24 protein-coding genes and 3 tRNA genes are annotated in these 25,183 nt (G+C 64.4%); 12 read left to right on the top strand and 15 right to left on the bottom strand.

Annotation, left to right across the window (positions count from 1 at the left end; all coding sequences use genetic code 11):
* Positions 1-2: 2 nt before the first annotated feature.
* Entirely contained in the window at positions 3-1,442 is a 1,440-nt protein-coding gene (locus tag ACZYZ4_RS06180; protein WP_463859144.1) for a flavin monoamine oxidase family protein, read from the bottom strand.
* Positions 1,443-1,549: 107 nt separating this feature from the next.
* On the opposite strand from ACZYZ4_RS06180, the gene ACZYZ4_RS06185 reads away from it, so the two are divergent.
* Positions 1,550-2,287, top strand: coding sequence for a TetR/AcrR family transcriptional regulator (locus tag ACZYZ4_RS06185; RefSeq protein WP_463859146.1), 738 nt, complete (start codon positions 1,550-1,552; stop codon positions 2,285-2,287).
* Positions 2,288-2,384: 97 nt separating this feature from the next.
* On the opposite strand, the gene ACZYZ4_RS06190 is transcribed toward ACZYZ4_RS06185, so the two are convergent.
* Positions 2,385-2,513, bottom strand: coding sequence for a hypothetical protein (locus tag ACZYZ4_RS06190; RefSeq protein ID WP_463859148.1), 129 nt, complete (start codon positions 2,511-2,513; stop codon positions 2,385-2,387).
* A gap of 146 nt (positions 2,514-2,659) precedes the next feature.
* Positions 2,660-2,742, bottom strand: a tRNA-Leu gene (locus tag ACZYZ4_RS06195).
* A gap of 330 nt (positions 2,743-3,072) precedes the next feature.
* Between ACZYZ4_RS06195 and ACZYZ4_RS06200 the strand changes: the two genes are divergently transcribed.
* From ACZYZ4_RS06200 to pknB, 7 genes are read left to right on the top strand one after another with little or no spacing between them, the layout of a single operon-like run.
* On the top strand, positions 3,073-3,816 hold the full coding sequence (locus tag ACZYZ4_RS06200) for an FHA domain-containing protein (protein WP_463859150.1): 744 nt from the start codon (positions 3,073-3,075) through the stop codon (positions 3,814-3,816).
* On the top strand, positions 3,813-4,295 hold the full coding sequence (locus tag ACZYZ4_RS06205; RefSeq protein ID WP_463859152.1) for an FHA domain-containing protein FhaB/FipA: 483 nt from the start codon (positions 3,813-3,815) through the stop codon (positions 4,293-4,295). The genes ACZYZ4_RS06200 and ACZYZ4_RS06205 overlap by 4 nt, the downstream gene beginning before the upstream one ends.
* A gap of 2 nt (positions 4,296-4,297) precedes the next feature.
* Complete coding sequence (locus ACZYZ4_RS06210; protein WP_463859154.1) at positions 4,298-5,932, top strand: PP2C family protein-serine/threonine phosphatase; 1,635 nt, start codon at positions 4,298-4,300, stop codon at positions 5,930-5,932.
* Positions 5,929-7,326, top strand: coding sequence for an FtsW/RodA/SpoVE family cell cycle protein (locus ACZYZ4_RS06215; protein ID WP_463859155.1), 1,398 nt, complete (start codon positions 5,929-5,931; stop codon positions 7,324-7,326). Before ACZYZ4_RS06210 ends, ACZYZ4_RS06215 begins: the two co-directional genes overlap by 4 nt.
* Positions 7,323-8,780 (top strand): peptidoglycan D,D-transpeptidase FtsI family protein, encoded by a 1,458-nt coding sequence (locus ACZYZ4_RS06220; RefSeq protein ID WP_463859157.1) that lies wholly within the window; start codon positions 7,323-7,325, stop codon positions 8,778-8,780. The genes ACZYZ4_RS06215 and ACZYZ4_RS06220 overlap by 4 nt, the downstream gene beginning before the upstream one ends.
* A complete protein-coding gene (locus tag ACZYZ4_RS06225; RefSeq protein ID WP_463859158.1) occupies positions 8,777-10,462 on the top strand; it encodes a protein kinase domain-containing protein in 1,686 nt (561 codons plus the stop codon). Before ACZYZ4_RS06220 ends, ACZYZ4_RS06225 begins: the two co-directional genes overlap by 4 nt.
* 15 nt (positions 10,463-10,477) lie before the next feature.
* A complete protein-coding gene (gene pknB, locus ACZYZ4_RS06230) occupies positions 10,478-12,424 on the top strand; it encodes a Stk1 family PASTA domain-containing Ser/Thr kinase (protein WP_463859160.1) in 1,947 nt (648 codons plus the stop codon).
* Positions 12,425-12,518: 94 nt separating this feature from the next.
* On the opposite strand, the gene ACZYZ4_RS06235 is transcribed toward pknB, so the two are convergent.
* Genes ACZYZ4_RS06235 through ACZYZ4_RS06245 form a run of 3 tightly spaced genes read right to left on the bottom strand, consistent with a single transcriptional unit; the run spans position 12,519 to position 14,115 of the window.
* Positions 12,519-13,160 (bottom strand): anthranilate synthase component II, encoded by a 642-nt coding sequence (locus ACZYZ4_RS06235; RefSeq protein ID WP_463859162.1) that lies wholly within the window; start codon positions 13,158-13,160, stop codon positions 12,519-12,521.
* The gene (locus tag ACZYZ4_RS06240) at positions 13,157-13,327 is read right to left on the bottom strand and encodes a hypothetical protein (RefSeq protein ID WP_463859164.1); all 171 of its coding nucleotides are present in this window, start codon (positions 13,325-13,327) and stop codon (positions 13,157-13,159) included. Before ACZYZ4_RS06240 ends, ACZYZ4_RS06235 begins: the two co-directional genes overlap by 4 nt.
* A 2-nt stretch (positions 13,328-13,329) precedes the next feature.
* Positions 13,330-14,115 (bottom strand): class E sortase, encoded by a 786-nt coding sequence (locus tag ACZYZ4_RS06245; RefSeq protein WP_463859166.1) that lies wholly within the window; start codon positions 14,113-14,115, stop codon positions 13,330-13,332.
* Between the two features lie 175 nt (positions 14,116-14,290).
* Here ACZYZ4_RS06245 and ACZYZ4_RS06250 point away from each other — a divergent pair, with 175 nt between their 5' ends.
* Positions 14,291-14,545, top strand: a complete 255-nt coding sequence (locus ACZYZ4_RS06250) for a cell division protein CrgA (RefSeq protein WP_463859168.1) — start codon at positions 14,291-14,293, stop codon at positions 14,543-14,545.
* A 19-nt stretch (positions 14,546-14,564) separates the two neighbouring features.
* Positions 14,565-15,197, top strand: a complete 633-nt coding sequence (locus tag ACZYZ4_RS06255; protein WP_463859169.1) for a DNA-3-methyladenine glycosylase I — start codon at positions 14,565-14,567, stop codon at positions 15,195-15,197.
* A 351-nt stretch (positions 15,198-15,548) separates the two neighbouring features.
* On the opposite strand, the gene ACZYZ4_RS06260 is transcribed toward ACZYZ4_RS06255, so the two are convergent.
* The 3 genes from ACZYZ4_RS06260 to ACZYZ4_RS06270 form a co-directional block, all read right to left on the bottom strand.
* Positions 15,549-16,022, bottom strand: a complete 474-nt coding sequence (locus ACZYZ4_RS06260; protein WP_463859171.1) for a carboxymuconolactone decarboxylase family protein — start codon at positions 16,020-16,022, stop codon at positions 15,549-15,551.
* A 686-nt stretch (positions 16,023-16,708) separates the two neighbouring features.
* Entirely contained in the window at positions 16,709-17,590 is an 882-nt protein-coding gene (locus ACZYZ4_RS06265) for a rhomboid family intramembrane serine protease (protein ID WP_463859173.1), read from the bottom strand.
* An 8-nt stretch (positions 17,591-17,598) separates the two neighbouring features.
* Positions 17,599-18,144 (bottom strand): peptidylprolyl isomerase, encoded by a 546-nt coding sequence (locus ACZYZ4_RS06270; protein WP_463859175.1) that lies wholly within the window; start codon positions 18,142-18,144, stop codon positions 17,599-17,601.
* Between the two features lie 156 nt (positions 18,145-18,300).
* Between ACZYZ4_RS06270 and ACZYZ4_RS06275 the strand changes: the two genes are divergently transcribed.
* Together ACZYZ4_RS06275 and ACZYZ4_RS06280 are read left to right on the top strand one after the other, a co-directional pair.
* On the top strand, positions 18,301-19,248 hold the full coding sequence (locus tag ACZYZ4_RS06275) for a hypothetical protein (RefSeq protein WP_463859176.1): 948 nt from the start codon (positions 18,301-18,303) through the stop codon (positions 19,246-19,248).
* A gap of 135 nt (positions 19,249-19,383) precedes the next feature.
* Entirely contained in the window at positions 19,384-20,259 is an 876-nt protein-coding gene (locus ACZYZ4_RS06280; protein ID WP_463859178.1) for a glycosyltransferase family 2 protein, read from the top strand.
* A 20-nt stretch (positions 20,260-20,279) separates the two neighbouring features.
* On the opposite strand, the gene ACZYZ4_RS06285 is transcribed toward ACZYZ4_RS06280, so the two are convergent.
* From ACZYZ4_RS06285 to gyrA, 6 genes are all read right to left on the bottom strand, one after another.
* Positions 20,280-21,224, bottom strand: a complete 945-nt coding sequence (locus ACZYZ4_RS06285) for a DMT family transporter (RefSeq protein WP_463859179.1) — start codon at positions 21,222-21,224, stop codon at positions 20,280-20,282.
* Between the two features lie 70 nt (positions 21,225-21,294).
* Positions 21,295-21,370 (bottom strand) — tRNA-Ala (locus ACZYZ4_RS06290).
* Between the two features lie 72 nt (positions 21,371-21,442).
* Positions 21,443-21,559, bottom strand: coding sequence for a DLW-39 family protein (locus tag ACZYZ4_RS06295; RefSeq protein ID WP_463859473.1), 117 nt, complete (start codon positions 21,557-21,559; stop codon positions 21,443-21,445).
* A gap of 69 nt (positions 21,560-21,628) precedes the next feature.
* Positions 21,629-21,702 (bottom strand) — tRNA-Ile (locus ACZYZ4_RS06300).
* A gap of 99 nt (positions 21,703-21,801) precedes the next feature.
* Positions 21,802-22,473 (bottom strand): DUF3566 domain-containing protein, encoded by a 672-nt coding sequence (locus ACZYZ4_RS06305; protein WP_463859180.1) that lies wholly within the window; start codon positions 22,471-22,473, stop codon positions 21,802-21,804.
* On the bottom strand, positions 22,470-25,148 hold the full coding sequence (gyrA, locus tag ACZYZ4_RS06310; protein WP_463859181.1) for a DNA gyrase subunit A: 2,679 nt from the start codon (positions 25,146-25,148) through the stop codon (positions 22,470-22,472). The genes ACZYZ4_RS06305 and gyrA overlap by 4 nt, the downstream gene beginning before the upstream one ends.
* Between the last annotated feature and the right edge of the window lie 35 nt (positions 25,149-25,183).

Raw genomic sequence — 25,183 nt, forward strand, 5'->3', positions numbered from 1 at the left:
GCTCAGCCGACGGCGGCTGCAGCCTTTTGCGGTGCACCGGAAATGACAGTTGTGGCTGCTGGACCCGCCGCAGCCACAATGCGCGCCGCTGTGCGCTGCCCCATCCGGACCGCGCCGTCCACATGCTGGTAGCCTTCGGCGGCGAGGTCGGACGAGGACCAGTAGATCGGTCCCACGGGGGCGTGCTGGTCCTTGCCATAGCGGTGCAGTCCGCCCAGATCGTAGCTGGCGGCGTACGCACCGCGGGTCCATTCCTCGGAGCCCCAGTCGGATTCGTAGTACACCTCGGGCGCCAAGGCATTGTCCCCCAGGAATCCGGCGATCGACTCCAGCACCACGCGTTTGCGCTCGTCGGCACCCAGCTCGAAGACGGCGTCGGCCTTTTCATCCGAAATGAAGCCCACGAGCGTTCCGCGTGAATCACCGTGGTTGGTGTTGTCGTAGACCTCCTGGACCAGCGAACCGGCGCCGAAGCCCGTGCCGGACAGCCCGTCTTCACGCCAGAACGGCGTGCTGTAGACGGCGTGGACCTTGATCACCAAGCCCAGCGACTGGTGCTGGTGCATCTGGTGCTGCCGCCGCGGAAGCGGCGGGTTAAAGGAGACACGCGAGTAGAGGTTGGGCGGCACGGCCATGATCACAAAGCGTGCGTTCACGGTGGCCCGCTCCGAAACAGCGGTCACGCGGTGGCGGCCGCTGTTTCCGCCGTCGGGGTCTTCGCTCCAGTGGATGCTGCGCACCGGACTGTTAAGTACGACGTCGGCACCCAGTTCCGCTGCCTGCAGCAGGGACACCTGCTGCATCCCGCCGATGACCCGCTTGTCCAGGATGAAGTCCTCATCGGTGAGGTGGCTGAAGGATCCGGCCGAGGCGGCCATCAGGACTGCCTGCAGTGCCGAAAACGCGTGTGCGGGCTTGGTGAGCATGCCGCCGGCGATGAACAGGCCGATGTTGTTGCAGGCCTCCTCGTCGTTGGAGTTCCGGCGCAGCCAGTGGTGGAAGGAGATGGTGTCCAGTTCACGGGCCTTGGGGTGCGCCCAGGGCTCGGTGGCTCCGATTTCCGCGGCGAGGCCGTCCAGAATGCCGATGAGCTTGTCCATTTCCGCGCCGGTGGCTTCACTCACCGGGAAGGAATCACCGGTGTAGCGGGTCTTGCTGCCGTCCGCGCCGACATAGACGGATTCGCCCTCACGGTAGCGGGAGTATGTCTTCAGGCCCAGCTCGTCCAGGAGCTCCAGCAGTGCAGCCTGGTCCGGGGAGACCCACTGGCCCCCGATTTCCAGCATGGCTCCGTCAATGGTGTCAGTCCAGGTCCGGCCGCCCACGCGGTCCCGTGCTTCCAGCACTGCCACGCTCAGGCCGGCCTTCTTCAGCTCGCGGGCAGCGGTGAGCCCGGACGGTCCGGCGCCAACGATCACAACGTCGCGGTCAAGATTCAGCATAATATCCTCTCTGTGGCCGTCCGAGTGACACAAACCACTAAATGAATGCCATTCATTTACTAGAACTATAGCTGTTTCGCGGCCTGCAAGGAAGGCCGGGTGGAATAATGCTGGGGAAACTGCCCGCAGAAAGGCCAGCAATGCCGGCATCACCAGCCGATTCACGAACTACCATGGAGCGCGAACCCATGCCGAAAACCGGTGCGGCGCGGCGCCGCGCTGGGCGGCCCGCCGCAGCCGTCCTGGACCAGGCGGGCATCACGGCAGCAGCCCTGCGTCTGATCGGCAAGAACGGCTACGACGGACTCACCATGGCCGCACTGGCCCGCTCACTTAACGTGGCGCCGTCGGCCCTCTACAACCATGTGGAATCCAAGCGGGACGTGCTCCTGCTCGTGGAAGACCACTTGACTGCCCTGGTGGATGTGACCGCCTTCGCGGCGGAACCCTGGGAGTCCGCGGTGCGGAAATGGGCCTGGAGTTACCGGGACGTCTTCGCGGAGCACACGCCCTTGATTCCAGTCATCGCAGTACTTCCCGTGACTGACGCACCGCAGACCCTCGCCATGTATGAGACCGTCAGCGCCGGATTCCGGGCGGCCGGATTCCCGGAGGAGCGGATCGTGTCCGCCATCGTGGCCCTGGAATCATTCATCTTCGGATCCGCCTACGACGTCACCGCCCCAGACGACATTTTCGATTCCGGCACCATGGCGGAGTCGACGCCGAGCTTCACGGGTGCAGTCCGGAGCCTGGCCGCGCAGGGGCACGAGAAACCTGCGGACGTGGCCTTCAGCCTGGGGCTTGAGGCGCTTATTGCGGGCTTCGGGGCGTTACGGGAGTAGGCGCAGGGCCTTCTCGGCCATCCTGCTCCACCACGCCAGATTCTGCCAGCCACTCTATGGAGCGCCGCCGCATGGCTCGATCATGGAAAGAGAACCATCAGGTCTGAAGCTCGGGGAACTCTGGGAGCGTATTCTCGAACCGCCGGAATGCTCCCTTGGGGTCGATTGCGCGCCAGAGCAGGTCCTTGGCGCGTTCGTCCTGCACGTCCGCGACGAACGATTCCATGTCGCGGTAGGATTCCTGCGGTCAGCATGAGTCAACCGGTGTCCTTCGCATGCTATACCCACGGCTATGGCGCCGGCAGGCCGGATTCGGGCCCCAGCGTAAAAGAAAGGAACCCCGGTCCGAAGACCGGGGTTCCTTTGATTGCGTGCGCGAGGGGGGATTTGAACCCCCACGCCCTTTCGGACACTGGCACCTGAAGCCAGCGCGTCTGCCGTTCCGCCACTCGCGCGCAACTTCTTTTCCATGAATCACGGCCGGTTTCCCGGATCCGCAACCTTGTAAAAGCAGCGAGATCAAGCATAACGGACATCGGCGGCAAAACACCAATTGAGTCCCGGGCGCGGTCAAATTCTGCGCCGGGAGGGGGCCGACGGGAACCACGCAGAGAACTTTTCCGGGGGCCCGGCCGTTGTGGATTAAGGGCATTCACAGGCCTGCCCAGTAGTATCTGATGTAGTAGTGCCCGCCGCTGCCAGGCAGGCCGCCGGGTTCTGAACTGCGTTGTTGGTTGAGTTCCGGAACGAAAACTGCACCGCAGCCGGGGGAAAGGAGAAGGACCATGGGATTGCTGGACAAGGTCGAGCGCGGCATCGAAAAAGCCGTCCGCGGTGTCTTCTCCACCGGTTCGCGCGCCCAGGTGGAACCTGTGGAAATCGCCAGCCGGCTCCGCCGCGAGGTGGACAACAAAGCCCTCACCATTGCCGCCGGCCGCACGCTGGCCCCCAACGTCTTCGACGTCCAGCTCAGTGACGGCGACTTCAAAAGGGCGCAGGAATGGGGCACACCGCTGGCCGAAGAACTCTGCGACGTTGTCATCAACCATGTCCGCAGCCAGGGCTACACCCTGCAGGGCTCGGTGCGGATCTCGTTCCGCCGTTCCGAGAAGTTGCGCGCCGGCGACTTCGAGATCGTCTCATCCACTGAGAAGTCCAAAGCCGGCCCCGGAGTCGCGTCGGCCAGGCCCAACCTGCCGGCGGCCCCCAGCCGCTCGCCCGTGCGGCTACAGCCCGTCCTGGACATCGACGGCCAGCGGTACTCCCTCAATGCCCCGTCCATCGTCCTGGGCCGGTCTTCCGAGGCCGACATCCTGGTTGACGACACCGGCGTATCGCGCCGCCACCTTGAGATCCGCACCGCCAGCGGTGTCACCAGCGCTGTGGACCTTGGCTCCACCAACGGCAGTTACGTCAACGGCCATAAAGTGGCAGGCAGCACAGAACTGACCGACGGCTCCACCATCACGATGGGACGGACAAAGATCATCTTCCGCCTGCTTCCCACCAACCCTGGTGGCCGCCCATGAGCGACCTGACCATCACTGCGCTGCGTTTTGGCTTCCTGATCCTGCTCTGGGTCCTCATCTTCAGCATCGTCTCGGCCATGCGCCGGGACCTGATGGTGGGCCGCAAAGCCGCCGCCGGCACCCCGACCGCCCGGCAGGTCCGCAAAAATCCGGAACTGGCCGAGGCTCCGCCGCAGCCCCTCAAGCAGCAGGCCCACCAACTGGTGGTCATCGAAGGCCCGCTCAAGGGAACCACCCTCCCCCTGGCTGCCAGCCCCATCCTGTTGGGCCGCGCACAGGAAGCCACGCTGGTACTTGAGGACGACTACGCCTCAGGCCGCCACGCGCGGCTTTTCCCGCAAGGCAGCCGATGGTTCATCGAGGACCTCGGCTCCACCAACGGCACCTACCTGGCCGACCAGCAACTTACCCGGGCCCTGCCCGTTGAGCTTGGCGTACCCGTGAGAATCGGCAAGACGGTCATCGAATTGAGGCCATAGCCATGGCCGCTGACCTTCCCGCCGGCGAGGCCATGCCCGTCCAGCGGCCCCTCATCATGCGCTATGCGGCCCGCTCGGATGTGGGACGCATCCGGGCCAAAAATGACGACTCGGCATACGTCGGCCGCCATTTGGCAGTGGTCGCGGACGGAATGGGCGGCCACGCCGGCGGTGATGTTGCTTCCGCCGCCACCGTACTGGACATGCTGCACCTGGACCACGACGACTACGACGGCGATGCCAGCACGGTCCTCGCCGACGAAATCCAGACAGCCAACTCCCTGCTCTCCGAGCTGGTGCACATCAACCCCAAGCTCGCTGGCATGGGCACCACCGTCACATCCCTGCTGCTCGCCGACGGCAAGCTGCACTTCGCGCACATCGGCGACTCCCGGGCCTATCGCCTGCGCGACGGCGAATTTGAACAGATCAGCATTGACCACACGTTCGTCCAGCGACTGATTGATGAGGGCCGGCTCCGTCCCGAAGAGGCCGAGACCCACCCGCACAAGAACGTCCTCATGCGCGTCCTGGGCGACGTTGACGCCAGCCCCGAGCTGGATCTGGACACCCTGGACGTCAAGCCCGGGGAGCGTTGGCTGCTGTGCTCGGACGGGCTCAACTATGTGGCCGGACACGTGGTGGAGCGGACCGTCCGCGAGACAAAGGACCTGCGCGAGTGCGTCGAAACCCTGGTCAACCTGACGCTTGAGGCCGGCTCACCGGATAACGTCACCGTGGTGATGGTGGAAATTACCGAGGAAACGCCCGACGACGTCAGCACCGCCGCCGTCGACATCATCCCTTCCCAGCTGGTCACCGAAGCCCCTGCCGCGGACAACGACGCGGACAGCGCCTCACCGGACCCCGCGGCGGCCGGCGAAAAGCCCGTCGCGGAAGAAGCCGCAGAAAATTCGTCCGCCGCCGAACCGCCGCCCTCCACCGACCCCCACCTCGGCGAGCACCTTTCCGCCGAAGTCCTGCGGCAGGAACTCGCGTCGCGCCCGCACGAACTGGTCGGCGCTGCGGCCACCGCGGCCGAGTCCGGCTCCATCCCCACCATCGCCGGCCGCACCGTGGCCCGACGGGCCGCCACCGTCCTGACGCATAAGGCCGACGCGCCGCTTGCGGAGGCGGATGACGTCCTGGGGCAGCCCAAACCCCGCCGCTGGGTCACCATGTCCATCGCTGCGTTCGTACTGGTGGTGCTGACGGTGGGCCTCTGGCTCGGCTATGCCTGGACCCAGACTCGCTACTACATCGGGGAGTTCGATTCCCGCGTGGCCATCTATAACGGCGTGTCCCAGCGGCTTGGCCCCATCCAGCTTTCAACCCTCGAAGCAGTAACAGAGATCCGGATGGATTCCTTGCCCCAGTTTTCCCAGCAGCGCGTCCGGCAGACAGTTCCCGCGCGTGACCTCTACGACGCCCAGCGGATCGTGAAGAATCTCGAAGGCACCGGCACCATCGCTCCGGCGAATGAGTGCCTTACGCCGTCGCCCGCTCCGGCCGCAACAACTGCGCCGGCGGCAGCAACCACCGCGCCCGCCCCATCGCCGGACCCGTCCGCTCCTGCGGCGGCTCCGCCCCCGTCCGCCTCACCCAGCCCCACTGCCACCTGCGAGGGGGGCCAATGAGCCAGCTCAGCACCATACCCAAACCCCGGCGCAACGTGGAGTTGTTGCTGCTGGTCCTCGCCCTGTCTGTAGGCATCGGCGCCAACATGCTGGTGGGCGTTGACCAGGAGAAGGCGTTCGACTCCGATTTCTGGTTCCAGTCCAGCCTCCTCGCGGTGGCAGCCCTGGTCTTCCACGTGGTCCTGCGGATCCGGGCTAAATATGCTGATCCGGTAATACTTCCTTTGGTGGTCGCACTCAACGGCTTGGGTCTTGCCATGATCCACCGCCTCGACGCCCCCGGGGAGGACACCGGTAACAACCAGCTGCGCTGGACCCTGATCGCCATGGCCGTGGCCATCGGCGTGATCTGGTTCCTCAAGGACCACCGGGTGCTGCGCCGCTTTACCTACATTTCGCTGGCGGTGAGCGCGCTCCTGCTGATTCTTCCGCTGGTGCCCGGCATCTCGGCCGGTGAAATCCTGGGCGCCCGGGTCTGGATCCGGGTGGGTTCCATGACGTTCCAGCCAGGTGAGATCGCCAAGATTACCCTTGCTATATTCTTCGCCGGTTATCTTTCCTCCAACCGCGACCTCATTCTGCTGGCCGGCCGCAAGATCGGCCCGCTGCAGTTCCCCCGGTTCAAAGACATGGGGCCCATGATCACCGCCTGGCTGGTGAGCATCGGTGTGCTGATCTTCCAGCGCGACCTTGGGTCTTCCGTACTGTTCTTTGGCCTGTTCATCGTGATGATCTACGTGGCTACCAGCCGTATCAGCTGGGTAGTGATCGGCGTGGCCCTGATCCTCGGCGGCGGCTTCGTCGCCTCACAGGTCTTCTCGCACGTCGGCCTCCGGATTGACGGCTGGCTGAACGCCTTTACCGAAGAGGTCTATGACCGCTCACCGGGCGGCAGCCACCAAATCGTGCAAGGCCTGTTCGGCATGGCCAACGGTGGCCTGGTGGGAACGGGCTTTGGCCAGGGCCGGCCAAACCTTGTTCCCTTTGCGAACAGCGACATGATCATCGCCTCCCTCGGCGAGGAACTGGGCCTGATCGGGCTCTTCGCCGTCGTCATGATGTACCTGCTGCTGTTCACCCGCGGCTTCCGGGCGGCCCTCGGCACGCGGGATGCCTTCGGAAAGCTCCTGGCCTGCGGGCTCTCGTTCGCGGTGGCGCTGCAGTGCTTCGTCGTCATCGGCGGCGTCACCCGGCTGATCCCGCTGACCGGGCTCACCACACCGTTCCTGGCGGCAGGCGGCTCCTCCCTGCTGGCCAACTGGATCATCGTGGGCCTCCTGCTGATGATTTCGCACACGGCACGTGGCCCCGTCGACACCACACCTTTGCCACCTTCCAAGGGAACTGAACCCCAAGCCGTCGACACACCTACTGAGGCGGTGAAATCCCTGTGAACCAGGCAATCAGGAACGCGTGGGTCGCCGCGATCGCCATGTTCGCCCTGATCTTCGGCGCCATCAGCTACGTCCAGGTAGTGGGCGCCGACGACCTCAAAGTCAACGCCTGGAACAACCGCGCCATCCTTCAGAACTACTGCAACGACCGCGGCGCCATCATCGTGGGCGGAACACCCGTTGCCGAATCCGTCGAAGGTTCGGAACAATGCAATTTCCAGCGGACTTACCCCCAGCCGGCACTTTATGCAGGCCTCACCGGCTACTTCTCGCAGAACTACGGTGCCACCGGCCTGGAAGTAGCGATGAACGACCAGCTGGCCGGCAGCTCAGACCAGCAGTTCTTCGACCGGATCGGCCAGCTCTTCCTGGGCAACCAGCCGAAGGGTGCCTCGGTGGAACTCACCATCGATCCCGCGATACAGAAGCTCGCATACGACCTCATCCCGGACGGCCAGCGGGGATCCATTGTGGTCACCAACCCCAAGACCGGGGCCATCGTGGCCATGGTGTCCAAGCCGTCCTACGACCCCAACCTGATCGCCACCCAGGACCCCAATGCCGAAACCGCCAACATCAATGAGCTGGTCAAGGTCCCCGGCATCAATCTGAACCAGAATGTCAGCGGCCCCACTGGAGAGCTGCTCGCTCCGGGATCGGTTTTCAAGCTCGTGGATACCGCCGCGGCCCTCAGTTCCGGGAAGTACAACAAGGACAGCGTGCTCCCCAACCCGGCCGAGATGCCCTTCCCGGGGATCCAGTACAAACTGCCGAACTACGCCGGGGGCAACTGCTATACGCAGGACACGGCCAGTTTTGCCTTCGCGCTGCAGCAATCCTGCAATACGCCATTCGCTAGCATTGCCATCGACCTCGGACGAGATGCGATCGCCGAGCAGGCGGCAAAGTTCGGCTTCGGCGAGGAGCTGGGCGACCAGCTGAAGCTCCAATACGCCCGAGGCAACGGTTTCCCCGATGACCTGGACCGGCCAGGCCTGGCCCAGTCTGCGATCGGCCAGAAGGACGTGCGCGCCACTCCGCTGCAGATCGCCCTGATGACCGCGGCCATCGCCAACAGCGGCGTGCAGATGAGCCCCAGCCTGGTCAAGACCGTGCGGTCCCCGGACCTCCGGGTCATTGACGAGCCCCAGCCTGACGCGCTCCGGACGTCCACCACCCCGGAAATTGCCCGGCAGATCACCGAATGGATGACCAGTGCGGTGAGCCAGGGCATTGCCCGCGGCGCGGCCGTCCCCGGTGTGCAGGTGGCCGGCAAGACCGGAACCGCTGAACTGGGCAACGGCCTGAACAACTCCTGGTTCACCGGGTTTGCCCCGGCGAACAACCCGGAGGTGGGTGTCACCATCGTCATGGAGGGCGTAGACATCACCACCGGCGCACAGCTAACCAGTCCGAACGCGAAGAAGATTTTTGAGGCGGTGTTGAATAAGTGAGGCCTACAACGGGAATCACCCTCGGCGGCAGATTCCAGCTGACCACGCGGATTGCGATCGGCGGGATGGGAGAGGTCTGGAAGGCAAAGGACCAGGTCCTAGGCCGTATTGTCGCCATCAAGGTACTCAAGGAGGAATACACCGGGGACCCCGGTTTCCTCCAGAGGTTCCGTGCCGAGGCACGCCACACCGCTCTCCTGAACCACGTGGGCATCGCCAATGTCTTTGACTACGGCGAGGAGGATGGCTCCGCGTACCTGGTCATGGAGCTCGTCCCGGGCCAGCCGCTGAGCAGCATCATCGAGCACGAGCAGGTATTGTCCCCCGACCGGACGCTGTCCATGATGGCGCAGACCGCCCGCGCGCTTTCCGTCGCCCATGCCCAGGGGCTGGTCCACCGCGACATCAAGCCGGGCAACCTGCTGATCACCCCCGACGGCCGGGTCAAGGTCACCGACTTCGGCATCGCCCGCCTCGCCGACCAGGTCCCGTTGACGCAGACTGGCCAGGTGATGGGGACCGCCCAGTACCTCGCCCCCGAGCAGGCCACCGGCCAGACCGCGACCGGCGCCTCGGACATCTACTCACTCGGCGTGATCGGCTACGAGTGCCTCACCGGGCACCGGCCGTTCTCCGGCGAATCCCAGATCGCCATTGCCCTGGCCCAGGTCAACGACGCCCCGCCGCCGCTCCCGGAGACTCTGCCCAAACCGGTCCGCGCGCTCCTGATGTCCATGCTGGCCAAGGACCCCAAGAACCGCCCGGCCAACGCCATCAAGCTGTCCGAAGCTGCCGAGGCCATCCGCAATGGCGATATTAGCGCCGCGCACGCGGCCGTTCCCGGTATGTTGCTCTTCGAGGCGACCACCGGCCCCATTACCGCACCGGTGGACATTGCCACGGCACCCACCGGCGTCATCGGCCAGAAGTACAGCAATACGACGTCGACGTCTGCTCTGCCCGTGCTTGGTGCCGCTGCCGGAGGCGCTGCAGTCGGCGCCGTGGCCGCGGGCGCAGCCACAGGAGCCGGGAGCACGCTTTCGCGTGCGGACTCCCTCGCTGCGGAGCGCAGCTGGGTGCAGGAGGGAGAGAAGTACGACGACGAGCCGTCCGACGAGCCCGACCGACGCGATCGCAGCCCCTGGAGGTGGCCGTTGGTCGCCTTGATCGTGCTGGTCCTGTTCGCGCTGGTGGGGTTCTTCCTGACGCAGCAGGGGATTTTTAATCCGGCCAACACCGTCACCGACTCGGCCTCCAGCAACCCGCCGTCCACCAGCGCCAGCCCGTCACAGACCTCGGCATCCGCTACGCCTAGCCCCAGCCGGACCAGCGACCCGCCCGCTCCAACTCCGCAAACGGTTAACATCATTCCCGAGGAATATCTCGGCAAGGATTATCGGACGGTCCAGTCGCAACTGTCCGCTAAAAATCTCGATGTCACCATCCAGTCGCAGGTGGACGCGAATTCCACGCCAAACACCGTCATCGCTTTGTCCCGGACGGGAAGGGTGGAAGTTGGCTCGGCAGTGACAATTACCTACGCCGTCGCACCCCCTGTCCCAACACAGACGCAGTCCTCCGCTCCGCCGTCGTCGCCCCCGACCTCTGCTGCGCCAACATCCGCCCTGCCCAAGTGCAACCCTGGCCAACTGCCCGGTTTGCCGCCTACCTGCGCGCCGTAGCCGTCAGGATTGACAGTGAATGACTCGCCCCGCACCCCGCTGCACCGGGAGGACAGCCTCCCGGTGGACAATCAGCGTGTCCTGAGCGATCGCTACGAACTCGGCGGAATCATCGGCCGCGGGGGGATGGCGGACGTCCACCGCGGAGTCGATACCAGGCTGGGCCGGACAGTTGCCGTCAAGCTTCTCCGCCCGGACATGGCCAGGGATCCGCAGTTCCAGGCGCGGTTCAAACGGGAAGCGCAGTCCGTGGCGGCGCTGAACCACCCTTCCATCGTGGCCATTTACGACACCGGCGAACATACGCGTCCGGACGGCTCGGAGGACAGCGTCCGGGTGCCCTACATCGTGATGGAGTTTGTCGAGGGCAGGACCATCCGCGACCTCATCCGGGCCAAGGAAGTCAGCATTGACCAGGCCATCGACTTCTGCCTGGGGGTGCTCTCTGCCCTTGAATACAGCCACAAGGCGGGCATCGTCCACCGGGACATCAAACCCGCCAACGTGATGTACTGCGAAGGCTCCAATTCCGTGAAGGTCATGGACTTCGGCATTGCCCGGGCCATGGCCGATTCGTCTGCCACCATGACGCAGACCCAGGCCGTGGTGGGCACCGCGCAGTACCTCTCGCCCGAGCAAGCCCGGGGCGAAACCGTGGACGCGCGCAGCGACCTCTACTCCGCAGCGTGCCTGCTGTACGAAATGCTCACCGCCCGTCCGCCCTTTATTGGTGACAGCCCCGTCTCCGTGGCGTACCAGCACGTCCGGGAAATTCCGGAGCCAGCAAGCAGCGTGAACCCGGAGGTCTCCGCCGCCCTAGACAGTGTCCTGGCCAAGGCTTTGCAGAAGAACCGGACGGACCGTTTCCAGGACGCAGCTGCCTTCCGGCGTGCGCTGCGCGCCGCCCGGGCGGGCGTTTCCGTGCCCGCGCTGGCCGCAACCGAAGCCCCCACCGATCCCAACGACCACGTCCCGACGCCGGAACGCCCGCCCGTGACAGAGGCGTTCGGGCTCACCGGTGCCGGATTCCTGGACGATGCCCCCACCGGCCGGCAGCGCCACGCGGACGACACCCGCACTGACGGGAGAGTTCCCGTCATGGCGGCCGCCGTCCAGGAACCGTCGGATGTCGATGAACTGCCCCTCGGATTTGCACCGGAACGTGAGCGGACCGCCCGGCAGAAGTCCCGTCGTCGTGCGTGGATGGCTACCCTGGTGATTTTCACCCTGCTGATCCTTGGCGGCGGCGGTCTCTGGCTGTACAACACCGTGAACCGGCCTGCGCCCTTGCCGCCCCAGGTGAAGATCCCGGCGGTGGCGGCCCTGACGGAGTCGGCAGCCCTGCAGGAACTTTATGGTGCCAACCTGCGTCCGCAGATCAAACGGAACAAGCACGAGACCATACCCAGCGGGACGGCCATCGGCACTGATCCGGTGGCCGGAACCTCGGTTGATCCCAATGCTGAGGTGATCCTGAACATCTCTGAAGGCCCAATCGCGGTCAAGATTCCGGAGGCCCTTCCAGGCCAGACGGAGGCAGCAGCGCGGGACATCCTGCGCCAGAGCGGCCTGCAGGGCGCCGCGTCCACCACCACCGCCAACAGCGCCACCATGCCTGCCGGCAGGGTGATCACCACCAGCCCGGCACCGGGTCAGATGGTGGGTGTGGGCACCACTGTGGAAATCGTCATCTCCACCGGGAAGGTGGCCATGCCTGGACTGATCAACCGCACACGCGCCGAGGCGGAAACGGCACTAAAGGAACTTGGCCTGGTCCCCAACGTCAAGGAAGTGGAGAACTCCGAGGTGGCAGCCGGCGTGGTCACAGGTCAAAGTGAGCCCGTGGATGCCGCCGTCGATCAAGGTAAAACGATCACAATAGAGGTGGCCAAGGAACCGGCCCCGCCGCCGCCACCCACACCCACCGAGACTCCGAGCGCCACTCCAACCAAAAAGGGCTGACCCCCACTCGCTCCTTAAAGCAACGCGGGGTCACTTCGCGCCCATGTTCCCTTTCGGGCTGGGCGCGAGGTGACCCCGCGTTCGTGTGTGCCTGTCAGTGCTGGATGAGCGGGCTGAGCGTGGCGGCACGGGCTGCCGCTCCCGCCATTCCCAGGGACTCGAGCCAGTTGCCCAGCATCTGGTAGCCGCCTTCGGTCAGGACCGACTCCGGGTGGAACTGCACACCGCACAGCGGTGCGGTGCGGTGCTGCAGGCCCATCACGACGCCGGTTGCTGTTTCGGCGGTGATCTCCAGGACGTCGGGGATCGTTTCCCGGATCGCTGCCAGCGAGTGGTAACGCGTCGCTGTGACCGGGGAGGGGAGCCCGGCGAAGACGCTGGTGCCGTTGTGCTCCACCAGGGACGTTTTGCCGTGCATCAGCTCCGGCGCGTGGGTTACGGTGCCGCCATAGGCTTCAGCCAGGGCCTGGTGGCCCAGGCATACACCGAACATCGGCTTGTTGTTCGCGCCGCACCACTTGATTAGCTCAATGCACACACCCGCTTCGGCGGGGTTCCCCGGACCGGGTGAGATGAGGACGCCGTGGCGCGTTTGGGTCAGCTCGATGGCTTCGGCGAGGGTCACGTCGTCGTTGCGGACAACGGTGGTCTCGGCGCCGAGTTCCTGGAGGTAGCCCACCAGGGTGTAAACGAAGCTGTCGTAGTTGTCTACGACCAGGATTTTGGTTGTGGTCATGGCTGGCTTGCAGAACCAATCGTTGAGTCGGTGAATGCGGTGAACCCGGACATCCAGGGGAACAGGAAGTGAACCATCAGGATCAGTGCGCCGGCGATGAGCACCAGCGACGTGAAGATCCGGAGCCAGAGGGGACCCGGCAGGTGGCGGAAAATCCAGCCGTACATACTCAGCTTCCTCCCACCGCTGCCACCACCTGGGCAGCGATCTCAGCGGGCGGCCCCGCCGAGGCAGGCCGCCAGCTGTCCAGCAGCGCGTAGGCGATGATGCGTTCCTCGGCGCCGAAGCGCGGATTGCAACTGGTCATGGTGAGGAAGCTTTCGGTGGGAGTGACGCCGGGGCGGGTGGGGACCGGTTCCAGGACATCGGTCCGGGACGGCATCACAATCTGGTTGTTGCGAAAGACATAAATGTAATAGCCGGCCTTGGTCTGGACGTAGATTTTGTCCCCCGGGACAAGGGTGTGGATATTGTCCAGGACGGCACCGTGGGTCTGCCGGTGACCGGCCACGGCGAAGTTCCCGACGGCGCCTGGCATGGTTGTGTTGGTGTAGTGGCCAAGCCCCAGCGTATCCAGGACATCCCCGGTGGTTCCCTGCACGATGGGCCGGGTGTAGTTGGTGCCAAAGCGCGGGATGTACATGATGCCGATGGTGCCGGCATGGCCTGGTGCCGCGGAAACAGCCGGGGCACCGTAATCCACGGGCGCCGCCGCTGGGTTCGGTTCCGGGACTGCGGGCACTGTACCGCGCAGCCCCTGGGCGAATTCCTTGATGACGGCGCTCTGCTTGGCGTCGGATTCGATGTTGGTCCACCACAGCTGCCAGCCCACAAAGAGCAGGAGGATGATGCCGGCCGTGATGAGCAGTTCGCCGAGCACCTGCACGGTTGCACGCAGAATAGTGGCGCCGGTGCCCGGAACAACGGCGGGCCTCGCCTTCTCCTGCAATACCACGCGTTCTCCTCCGGGGTGGCCGCGATGGGCGTTTGAGTGCCCAGAACTACGGCTAGAATTGACTGCTAGTAAGAATCCAGATTTGACCAAGATCGCGCAGACCGCTGGCAACTTCCTTCTTGCAGGATATCAAGCCCGAGACGCCGAGCTTGATCCAGTCCGCCAAGGAGAGCACGTGCCCGAGCCAAAGCCACGCAAGAAGACTTCCAACGCCGCGCAGCCCGCTTCCGGGGCGCAGACGTACAAGCCCAACGCTGTCTGGTTCAAACCGGTGATGTTCGGACTGATGATCATCGGACTCTTCTGGATCATCACGTTCTACATCAGCGAGGGCCGGTTCCCAGTACAGGCCTGGGAGTCGTGGAACATCGTGGCCGGCTTCGGCATTGCCATCATCGGCTTCCTGATGACCACACGCTGGCGTTCCTGACCCTGGCGGCAGGACCTGTATGACTCCCGCGGCCGCCGCCCAGCCCCGAAACGAGGGTGTGGACGGAACCGTCCTGGGCGACGACGGCCTCGTCCGTCCGCCGTGGGCCGCCGTGGATCCGCTGTTGCGCGAGTACTACGACTCCGAATGGGGCCTGCCTGTCCGGGACGAACAAGGCCTCTACGAGCGCATCTGCCTTGAGGGCTTCCAGGCAGGTCTCTCCTGGGCCACCATCCTCCGGAAGCGCCCTGCCTTCCGTCAGGCTTTCCTCGACTTCCAGCCGGACGCTGTTGCCGCTTTTACGGAAGCGGATGTTGAGCGCCTGCTCCAGGATCCCCGCATCGTCCGCAACCGGCTCAAGATCCGTGCCGCCATCACCAATGCCCATGCCACCATCGCGCTTCGCGAGCGGGAAGGCCTGGTTGACTTCGTCTGGCAGTTCCAGCCCCCAACCACTCCCCAGCCGGTCACGCACGCGGAGATCCCCACGCAGTCACCGGAATCGGTGGCGCTGTCCAAGGCGCTGCGGAAGCACGGATTTTCGTTCGTTGGCCCCACCACTATGTTTGCACTGATGGAAGCCATCGGCATGGTGGACACCCATCTTCTGGACAGCCACCGGCGCGGTTCTTCAGGCGTCTGGACGGATTGACCAGCATCGGGCGGCCGGCTGACCGGGCGCCCCGCCGCTGGCTGACCGAATATCCCGTGGGTTAAGCCTCCAGCTGTTGGGAAAGTTATCCACAGTGTGCATAACTTTCCCGGCGCCGGAAGCCATAGCCGCCCGTGCGGGCCACGGCGCGGGACCGGATGCACGGCGCTCGGACGGACAGTTATTAACAGTGTGGATTAGCTGTGGATAAACTCACGCTGTTAGTAGCCGTCCGCCTAATAACTGTCCGCCGGAACGCGACGTCCTTGGTGTCCGCCTCCCCGGAGGACACTCAGCAGTCCGCTCAAGGCCTGGGCCGTCTCTGCTGTTTGCTACCGGAGCGGTACCCGCTCAGCGGATCCGGCGGACCGGATGGTGACTGGTGACGGACACCCGGTTAAAGGCGTTCATGCTGATCACCAGCCAGCTCACCACCGAAAATTCATCGGCGCTGAGGTGCTGACGGGCGTATCCTTCCTCAAGCTCGCGGGCCCGGTGGTCCGGCAGCTCGGTGATGCATTCGGCCAGCACCAGCGCCGCCCGCTCCTTGTCCGTGAACAGGGCCGTCTCCCGCCATGCCGGCAGGACAGCGAGCCGCTGGTGGCTCTCCCCGGCATCCACGGCGTCCCGCACGTGCATGTCGAGGCAATAGGCGCAGCCGTTAATCTGCGAGGTCCGCACGTTGAGCAGTTCAATAGTCTTGCGGTCAATCCCGGCCGCGTCGGCGGCTTCGCGCACTTTCAGCCCCAGACCGTTGAGGGCACGCCATACCGCGGGGTGCTGCTTGTCGAGGTAGATGTGCTGGGTTGTGGCGTTGGCGCTCAAGGCGGTCCTCCTGGCTGGGATCTTGTTGGGTTCGGTTGCTGCGTACGAACACCCTCCCACAGACAGGTGTTTTCCACTTACTAACACTGGACTACCCACAACTTATCCACAGTTGTGGACAACAATCCACAGGGCGGGTCGGCGGTACCTCCTCAGGTGCCCCAGTCTGGGAAACACTGAAGGTTAACTACATGTCTGTAAGTTATTAACACTGTGAATAACCCTGTTGATACGGGCGGCCTGGATCCCCTCCTGTTGGCGCGCAATGCGGGAAATGGCCAAGATATCCACAGGCCGGGCTTATGCGGCGTGTTTTTCCACTTAACCACAGGCGCTTCCCCAGGTGTTGTCCACAATTGTGGACAACGAGAGGATCAAATCCGGGAAAAGGGCGGACATTCGGGCGCAGGGGACCATCGCAATCCTGAACTACATCCGTGTAAGTTACCAACAGTGTGGATAACACCTGTGGATAACTTTGAACGTGGGTGAGAGCCCATAGCGGCCGCGGCCTGGCCTTCGCCCCGGCGGCTGGGCTCAGACCGGAGGTCCACCCGGCACGCGCGGCGGCGCCGTGCGGAAGCGCAGTGCGGAGGCTTCACGGGGCACAGCAAAAACCCCGCTGTCCGCTGGGACACCGGGGTCTTGAAGTGGTCAGTAGGAGGTGGGCCCGAGGACCCGGGCGCTCAGCCGGCCGTGACGCGGAGCCAGCTCGCCAGGGCCAGCAGGAGAACCACTGCGGCCAGTCCGGTCGCGTGCAGCAGGCCCTGCCGCGGGCCCCGGGGCGTGTACGCAATCACCGCAGCGCAAAGGGCTCCGGTAACAAGCCCGCCCAGGTGCGCCTGCCAGGCGATCTGGGGGACCACGAATCCGATCACGCCGTTGATGGCGATCAGGATCCACAGTTGCCGTGTATCCCCGCCACGGTGCCGCTGCACCAGGAGCATCGCCCCGAAGAGTCCAAAGATGGCACCCGAGGCGCCCACCACTCCGGCAAGAGGCACGCCAGGCACGTAGCCGGGAGTGAGGAGAAGGTAGCCGACGGAGCCCCCGATGGCGGAGATGAGATACAACGCCAGGAAGCGGACGCGGCCCAGGAGCGGTTCGAGTGCTTGGCCGAAAATCCACAGCATGTACATGTTCAGCACAATGTGGAGGATGAATCCCTGTGAGTGCAGGAAAGCCGCCGTCAGCATCCGCCAGGGTTCGAACTCACCAAATTCGGGAGTGGCAAACACATTGGCGAACGCCAGGTTCTGGTAGATCCACTCGCCGGGAACCACCCATTGCAGAACGTACATCACCGCGCACAGGGCGATAATTCCGAATGTCACCACGGGTTTGCCGGTTGCCACGGCGCCGCCGTAGACAGTCTTGACGCCCGGCGTCGTCCGCCTTGTTTCGTTGACGCAGTCAACACACTGGAATCCGACGGCGGCCGCCCGCTGGCAGTCCGGGCACGCTGGACGCCCGCAGCGCTGGCAGCGCACATAGGAGGGCCTGTCCGGATGCCTGGGGCACACCGGAACCTGCGCGGACGGCTCAGCCGCCGGAATTCCGTAGCTCATGCGATGGGTTAGAGCTGCTCGATGTCGATGCTGTTGATGGTGACGTCCTCAACCGGGCGGTCACCCATGCCGGTGCGGACGCCCTCGATGGCGTCGACGACCTTCTTGGAGTCCTCGTCAGCAACCTCGCCGAAGATGCTGTGCTTGCCCTGCAGCCAGTCGGTGGGGATGGTGGTGATGAAGAACTGTGAGCCGTTGGTGCCCTTGCCCGCCTGCACGCCGGCGTTGGCCATGGCCAGCTTGTACGGGGCGTTGAAGCTGAGTTCGGGGTGGATTTCGTCGTCGAACTTGTAGCCGGGTCCGCCCACGCCACGGCCCAGCGGATCGCCGGCCTGGATCATGAAGTCCTTGATGATGCGGTGGAAGATGGTGCCGTCGTACAGCGGCGTGCCCGTCTTGTCCTCGCCCGTCTCGGGGTGGGTCCATGCCTGCTCGCCGGTGGCGAGGCCGACGAAGTTTTTGACCGTCTTCGGGGCGTGGTTCCCGAAGAGGTTGACGACGATGTCGCCGAGGCTGGTGTGAATGGTTGCTTTTGCAGTTGCGATGGCAGTCATACGGCCCATTCTTTCACGGCGGGTCAACGCGGAAAGCGGCTTGACCGGGAGTTCCGCGCTCGGTGAAATCAGCTGGAAATCCGCGGGAAGAATAGCCGGTGCAGGTCAATCCACGTAGGCTAACAACAGAACCGTCACATTAATCGGGAGGTAGTTGTGAATAAATCGGATCGTATTGCCCGTGACCTTGAACAGTCAGTCAACAACGCAGTTGAGTATGCAAAGGACTGGGCATCCCCCCGTGTGGAAGCAGCAGTGGATTGGGCAGTTCCCCGCCTGCAGCACAGCCTGGACACCGCATCCCCCAGGATTCAGGAAGGGCTCAAGACCGCGGCGCACAACCTTGCCGACGGCGTCGCAACAGTGACTCCGCGCATCCAGGAGGGGCTGGCCCAGCTCGCCCCGAAAATCCACGACGCCGTTGAGGTCGCCACCCCGCGCCTGCACGAAGCCCTGGACAAGGCCACCCCGGTCATCCAGAACGCCCGGGACCGTGTGGTGGTGGAATACCTGCCGCGCCTTTCTGACCAGATCGGCCACGCGTCCGACGCCGTGCACCGCACCTTGGAAAGCGCGCCGTCACACGTGGACGCCGTGGCCAAGAGACTCTCCGACTCCGGTGTGGTGCACTCCCTTCAGGAGCAGGCACAGACGGCCGGCACCCAGCTCAAGGCCGCCGCGCACGAAGCCGGTAAGGCAGTAGGCATCCAGATCGCGGAGCCCCAGAAGCCAAAGAAGCGCGGTTGGCTCGTGTTCGGGATCATCGCCGCAGCCGTCGCCGCCGGTGTAGCGGCCTGGAAGGCCTCCAAGCCCGTGGAAGACCCGTGGAAGACTCCTTCTCCTGTCACGCCCACTCCGGCACCGGTTCCTGCCACCACCCTGAACGACGCCAAGGATACGGCCGAGGACGCGGCCAGCAAGGCTGCAGCAGCCCCGACTTCGGCCGCTGACGCCCTGGCCGACCAGGCAGAAGATGTTGCCGGGGACTCCAAGGACACGGCGGAGGACGCAACGGAGAAAGCCAAGCACGTCGCCGATGCCAAGACCGCCATCAAGAACATTGCGGCCAACATGAATGGCTCCGTGGACAAGACCAGTAACTAGCACTTCCGGCGCCGTCGCGCCGTCCATTGAAGGGGCTCCGCCTGGTGCGGGGCCCCTTCAGTGTTTTCCCAGTGTTTGTCCGGACTTGACCGGCCACTGGCAGGACAAATCCCGATCGGTGCTAAATTTGAACTGATGTCAGCCGATAAATCCTCTGGGGATGCCTTGAACGACGCAGCACAGCTGCCGCGCGTGTCCATTGTCATCCCGGCCTATAACGAGGAAAGTGTCATCCGGCAGTGTCTCATCGCCGCGGTGTACCAGTCGGTGCCGGCCCACGAGATCATCGTGGTGGACAACCTCTCCACCGACCGCACCGCCGCCATCGTGGCGCAGATGCAGCTGGAATATCCGGAAAGTCCCATCATCCTGCTCAGCCAGGACCGGGACCAGGGCCTGATTCCCACCCGAAATTTTGGCCTCAACCACGCCACCGGCGACATCCTGGGACGCATCGACGCCGATTCGGTTGTCGAGCCGGACTGGGTGGAGCAGGTCCAGAAGGCCTTTTTTGACCCGTCAGTCCAGGCAGCCACCGGACCGGTGGTCTACTACGACATGCCGATGCGCCGGTTCGGGCTCAAGGCAGACGACAAGATGCGCCAGCTGATGCTCAAGCTCGCCAAGCACCAGTACCACTTCCTGTTCGGCTCCAACATGGCCCTGCGCGCTACGGCATGGGAAACCATCCGGGACGAAACCTGCCGTGATGAGAAGGACGAGATGCACGAGGACATCGACCTCTCCCTGCACCTAGCCGACCACGAACTCAAAGTCCAGTACTGGCCCCAGATGGTGTCCGGGATGTCCGCCCGCCGGCTCGAGGATTCACCGCGGGACTATCGGTATTACGTGACCCGCTTCGACCGTACCTACAAGGCGCACAACGTCAAGAAGATGGCCCTCAAGGCACCCATGGTGGTGTTCTTCTCGGTCTACTTCCCGGCGAAGCTCCTGCGGGCGATCCACACGGTCAACACCGCCCAGCCTGTACGCCGCGGCGGACAATAAGCCCGTCTCACGGCCCGGCGTCAGTCCGTTCCGAGTTCAGCCAGACGGTCCGACGGCGGTTCCTCCGCACGCGCGCCGGAGCCTTCGCGCCGCTTCCTGAAGCCTGACCGCTGTCCCAGAACCACGACGGCGAGGCCAACGAGGATGAGCCCCAGCCCGCCGTAGGTGCCGGCGGGCAGTGTCTCGTGAAGGAAGACCGCGGCCAGGACGGCTGCGCCGGGGATCTCCAGCAGGATGATCATCGACACCAGCAGCGGGCTCATCGTGGCCAGCAGGTGGTTAAAAGCTGTGTGACCTACCAGTTGGGCACACACGGTGATGGCCAGGATCCCAACCCATCCAACGGCGTCGAACCCCACCAGCGGCTGGCCACTGAAGAGCGCCAGCACCGCCACAATAGCCGCGCACATCCCATAGCAGAACGTGGTGTACGTTCCCGTGGTCATGGTCTGACGGGCCTTGCCGCCGGCAAGCGTGTAGAGGCCGGCCAGGGCTCCGCCAGCGACGGCCAGCAGGTCGCCCAGGAGCGCGTCAGGCGAGGATCCCATGTCGAACCCGGTAATGGTGACAACGCCACCAAAGGCGATCCCGAGCCCTGCCAGCACCTGCCAGCGGTGCCTGGTGCCACGGAAGAGCTGGAAAACAGCAATCCAGGCCGACTGCAGGCAGACCAGGGCGGTGGCGGCCGCGACGGAGGTGAGCTGGAGGGACGTGATGAAGCAGGCAAAGTGGAGGGCCAGGGCTACGGCGGCCAGCAGCGACCAGCGAAACTCCGGTCCGGTGATCCGGCCGAACTGCCGGGGTTCGCGGAGCAGAGTGGGGGTGGCCATCACGGCAGCCCCGATGGCATTGCGCCAGAAGGCGATGGCGAGGGCGCTGACGGTGGTGGCACCGAGGGTCGCGGCGATCAACGGCCCCGACGACGCCACGCCCAGGACCCCAACGGCCGCAAGAAGAAGGTTCACCGTTCAACCCTACTGTTCTGCATTAACGAAAAAGTCCCGGACAGCATTTCGGCTGTCCGGGACTTCCTTATGGTGGAGGCACGGGGACTCGAACCCCGAACCCCCTGCTTGCAAAGCAGGTGCGCTACCAATTGCGCCATGCCCCCATAAGAAGCAACCCTTCAATCATACCCTAGAACCGTGGAGCCTTATGCAAGGTCCCGGTCCGGGAATCCGGGCTATTCGACCTTGTCGGTCGACTGGCTCCAGACTGTTTTCCGGGCCTCGGATTCCTGCGCTTTCCTGTAAATCAGGACGCCTGCGATCGCAGCTGCAAGTACCAGCAACTTCTTCACATGCTCCCCGTTCCGGTCCCGCCTGCCGTGAAGCAAACCAAACCTTCCTTCGAACCTGCACAGGTTCCGTGGGCGTACCAGGACTTGAACCTGGGACCTCTTCGTTATCAGCGAAGCGCTCTAACCGCCTGAGCTATACGCCCCGATGCCTCATCGGGCCGAGACATGACTTTACAGCACATCCCGGCCCGATCTCAAATCGAGGCATTTCGCCGGAGAATTTCCGGTGAAATTATGGGTTTTCAGTCGTCCGTGAGGGTAACGCCGATGCCGCCAACAAGCGTTGCGGAGATGTTGTAAAGCACCGCTGACAGCATGGACAGCGCCGTCAGCAGGACAACGTTCACCACGGCGATGATGGTGGCAAAGGAAGCCACCTGGCCCAGGGATGCGACCTTCTTCAGTTCGAACCCGCCGCCTTCGGAGCCTGCCAGGGTGCCCAAGAGGCTGTCCACCTGATCAAAGATTCCGGTGAGGTCCAGGACAGTCCAGAGGACGATGGCGGCCACGACGGTGACGATTCCCAGCGCCACCGACAGGAGGAATGCCATCTTCAGGACCGACCAGGGATCCACCTTGCTGACCAGCAGCCGTGCACGCCTGACCTTGGCCTTTGGTGCAGGCTTGACCAGGCCGGGCTGGCCCTGCGGAGACCGGCCCTGCACTGGGCGCTGGCTGGTCTGGCCTGCCGGAGGCCTGCCCTGCCCGGCACGCTGTCCTGCCTGGCCTGCCGGAACCCGATCCTGCGCAGGGCTCTGGCTGGGAAGGGCGGGACGCTGCCCCGGCGCGCCGGTAGGGGCCGGTGGACGCTGCTGCGGACGGACGGGGGCGTTCACCCGAGGTGCTGCCGCGGGCGGCGGCGTTCCGCCGGGGACATTGCTGCTCGGTTTGGGATATGAGTCGGGATTACTCACTCGTTACCTCCGGTGTAGTCTTCGTTCGGCTCAGCGTCGCCGGAGGCGTCCTCTGACTCAACCGCCGGTGATGTGTCTGCCTTTGATGCTGACCCTGCGGATCCCTCGGGGGACCCGGCCTCTTCAGCCAACGTTACGTCATCGTCCGTGAATTCTTCGCCCTCGAGGCCGCGTTCACTGTTCCGGGCCACTTCAATGATGCGGTCGTTCTTGTCCGGCTTTGCGAAGATAACGCCCATGGTGTCGCGGCCCTTGGCAGGTACGCCGGCCACTGATGAACGGACAACTTTTCCGCCTTCCATGACCACCAGGACCTCGTCCTCTTCCTGGACAATCAGGGCGCCCACGAGGTGGCCCCGTTCCTCCTGGTATTTGCCCACCTTGATGCCGAGGCCGCCGCGGCCCTGCAGGCGGTATTCCTCCACAGCGGTGCGTTTGGCGTACCCGCCCTCGGTGACGACAAAAACAAACGAACCGTCCGTGACGACGTCGGCCGCCAGCAGTTCATCGTCCTCGCGGAACTTCATGCCGGTGACACCGGACGTGGCCCGGCCCATGGGACGCAGGGCATCGTCGGTGGCGGTGAAGCGGATGGACTGGCCCATGCGGGAAACCAGCATAAGGTCATCCGTTTCGGAGACCAGCTGGGCGGAAACCAGTTCGTCCTCGTCGCGCAGGTTGATCGCGATGACGCCGGCGGAGCGGTTGGTGTCGTAGTCCTCCAGCCGGGTTTTCTTGACCAGGCCGCGCTTGGTGGCCAGCACCAGGTAAGGAGCCTGCTGGTAGTCCCTGATGTCCAGGACCTGGGCGATGTGTTCGTCCGGCTGGAAGGCCATCAGGTTTGCGACGTGCTGGCCCTTGGCATCACGGCCGGCCTCCACCAGTTCATAGGCTTTCGCCCGGTATACGCGGCCGAGGTTGGTGAAGAACAGGAGCCAGTGGTGGGTGGTGGTCACGAAGAAGTGCTCCACCACGTCGTCGCCGCGGAGCTGGGCGCCCTTGATGCCCTTGCCGCCGCGCTGCTGCGACCGGTAGTTGTCGCTGCGCGTGCGTTTGACGTAACCGCCGCGGGTGATGGTGACAACCATTTCCTCTTCGGGGATCAGGTCCTCCATGGACATGTCGCCGTCGAAGCCCATCAGGATCTTGGTGCGGCGATCATCACCGTGCTTGGCCACGATCTCGCCCAGCTCGGTGCTGATGATTTCGCGCTGGCGTTCCTCGGAGGCAAGGATCGAGTTGTACTCGGCGATCAGGGCCTCGAGTTCGGAATGGCGGTCCTGGATCTTCTGGCGTTCCAGGGCTGCCAGGCGGCGCAGCTGCATGTCCAGGATGGCCCGGGCCTGCAGTTCGTCGATGTCCAGCAGTTGCATCAGTCCGTCGCGCGCGGCTTCGGTGGTGTTGGACGCACGGATGAGCGCGATGACTTCATCCAGCGCGTCCAGTGCCTTCAGGAGCGCACGCAGGATGTGCGCCTCTTCTTCGGCCTTGCGCAGCCGGTAGCGGGTCCGGCGCGCAATGACGTCCATCTGGTGCGTTACCCAGTGGCGGATGAAGGCGTCCAGGCTCAGCGTGCGCGGAACCCCGTCGACGATGGCCAGCATGTTGGCGGAGAAGTTGCTCTGCAGCTCGGTGTGCTTGTAGAGGTTGTTCAGCACCACCTTGGCCACGGCATCGCGCTTGAGCACAATGACCAGCCGTTGGCCGGTACGGCCGGAGGTCTCGTCGCGGAGGTCCGCGATGCCGGAGATCTTGCCGTCCTTGACCAGTTCGGCGATCTTGATGGCCAGGTTGTCCGGGTTGGCCTGATACGGCAGTTCGGTGACCACCAGGCACGTGCGGCCCTGGAGTTCCTCGACGTTGACCACCGCGCGCATGGTGACGGAGCCGCGGCCCGTCCGGTACGCGTCCTCAATGCCTTTGTGGCCGAGAATGGTTGCGCCGGTGGGGAAATCGGGTCCCTTGATACGGAGGAGCAGCTCTTCGAGCAGCTCCTCGCGGGTGGCCGTTGGATTGGCCAGGTACCACTGGACGCCGTCAGCCACTTCCCGTAGGTTGTGCGGCGGAATGTTGGTGGCCATGCCCACGGCGATGCCGGAGGATCCGTTGACCAGCAGGTTGGGGAAACGCGCCGGCAGGATGGTGGGTTCCTGGTTCTTGCCGTCGTAGTTGTCCTGGAAGTCGACGGTTTCCTCGTCGATGTCCCGGACCATCTCCATGGCCAGCTGGGCCATTTTGGTTTCGGTGTACCGCGGGGCGGCAGCACCGTCGTTGCCCGGCGAACCGAAGTTGCCTTGGCCAAGGGCCAGCGGGTAGCGCATGGTCCAGTCCTGGATCAGGCGGACCAGCGCATCGTAGATCGCGGTGTCGCCGTGGGGGTGGTACTGGCCCATGACCTCGCCCACCACACGGGCGCACTTGTTGAATGATCGCTCCGGCCGGTAGCCGCCGTCGAACATCGCGTACAGCACGCGGCGGTGCACGGGCTTGAGGCCGTCGCGCACGTCGGGAAGGGCGCGGCCCACAATAACGGCCATGGCGTAGTCCAGGTACGAGCGCTGCATTTCCGTCTGCAGGTCCACCTGCTCCACACGGTCAACCAGCACGTCGCCTTCAAGAACGGTTTCCGGAAGATCGGCGGATTCCGCCGGGTTCTCGGGTGTCTCGTCACTCATCGTTTTATATTTTCCGTTTCAGGTATATGTCGGAC

The organism is Pseudarthrobacter adonitolis, assembly GCF_055412845.1.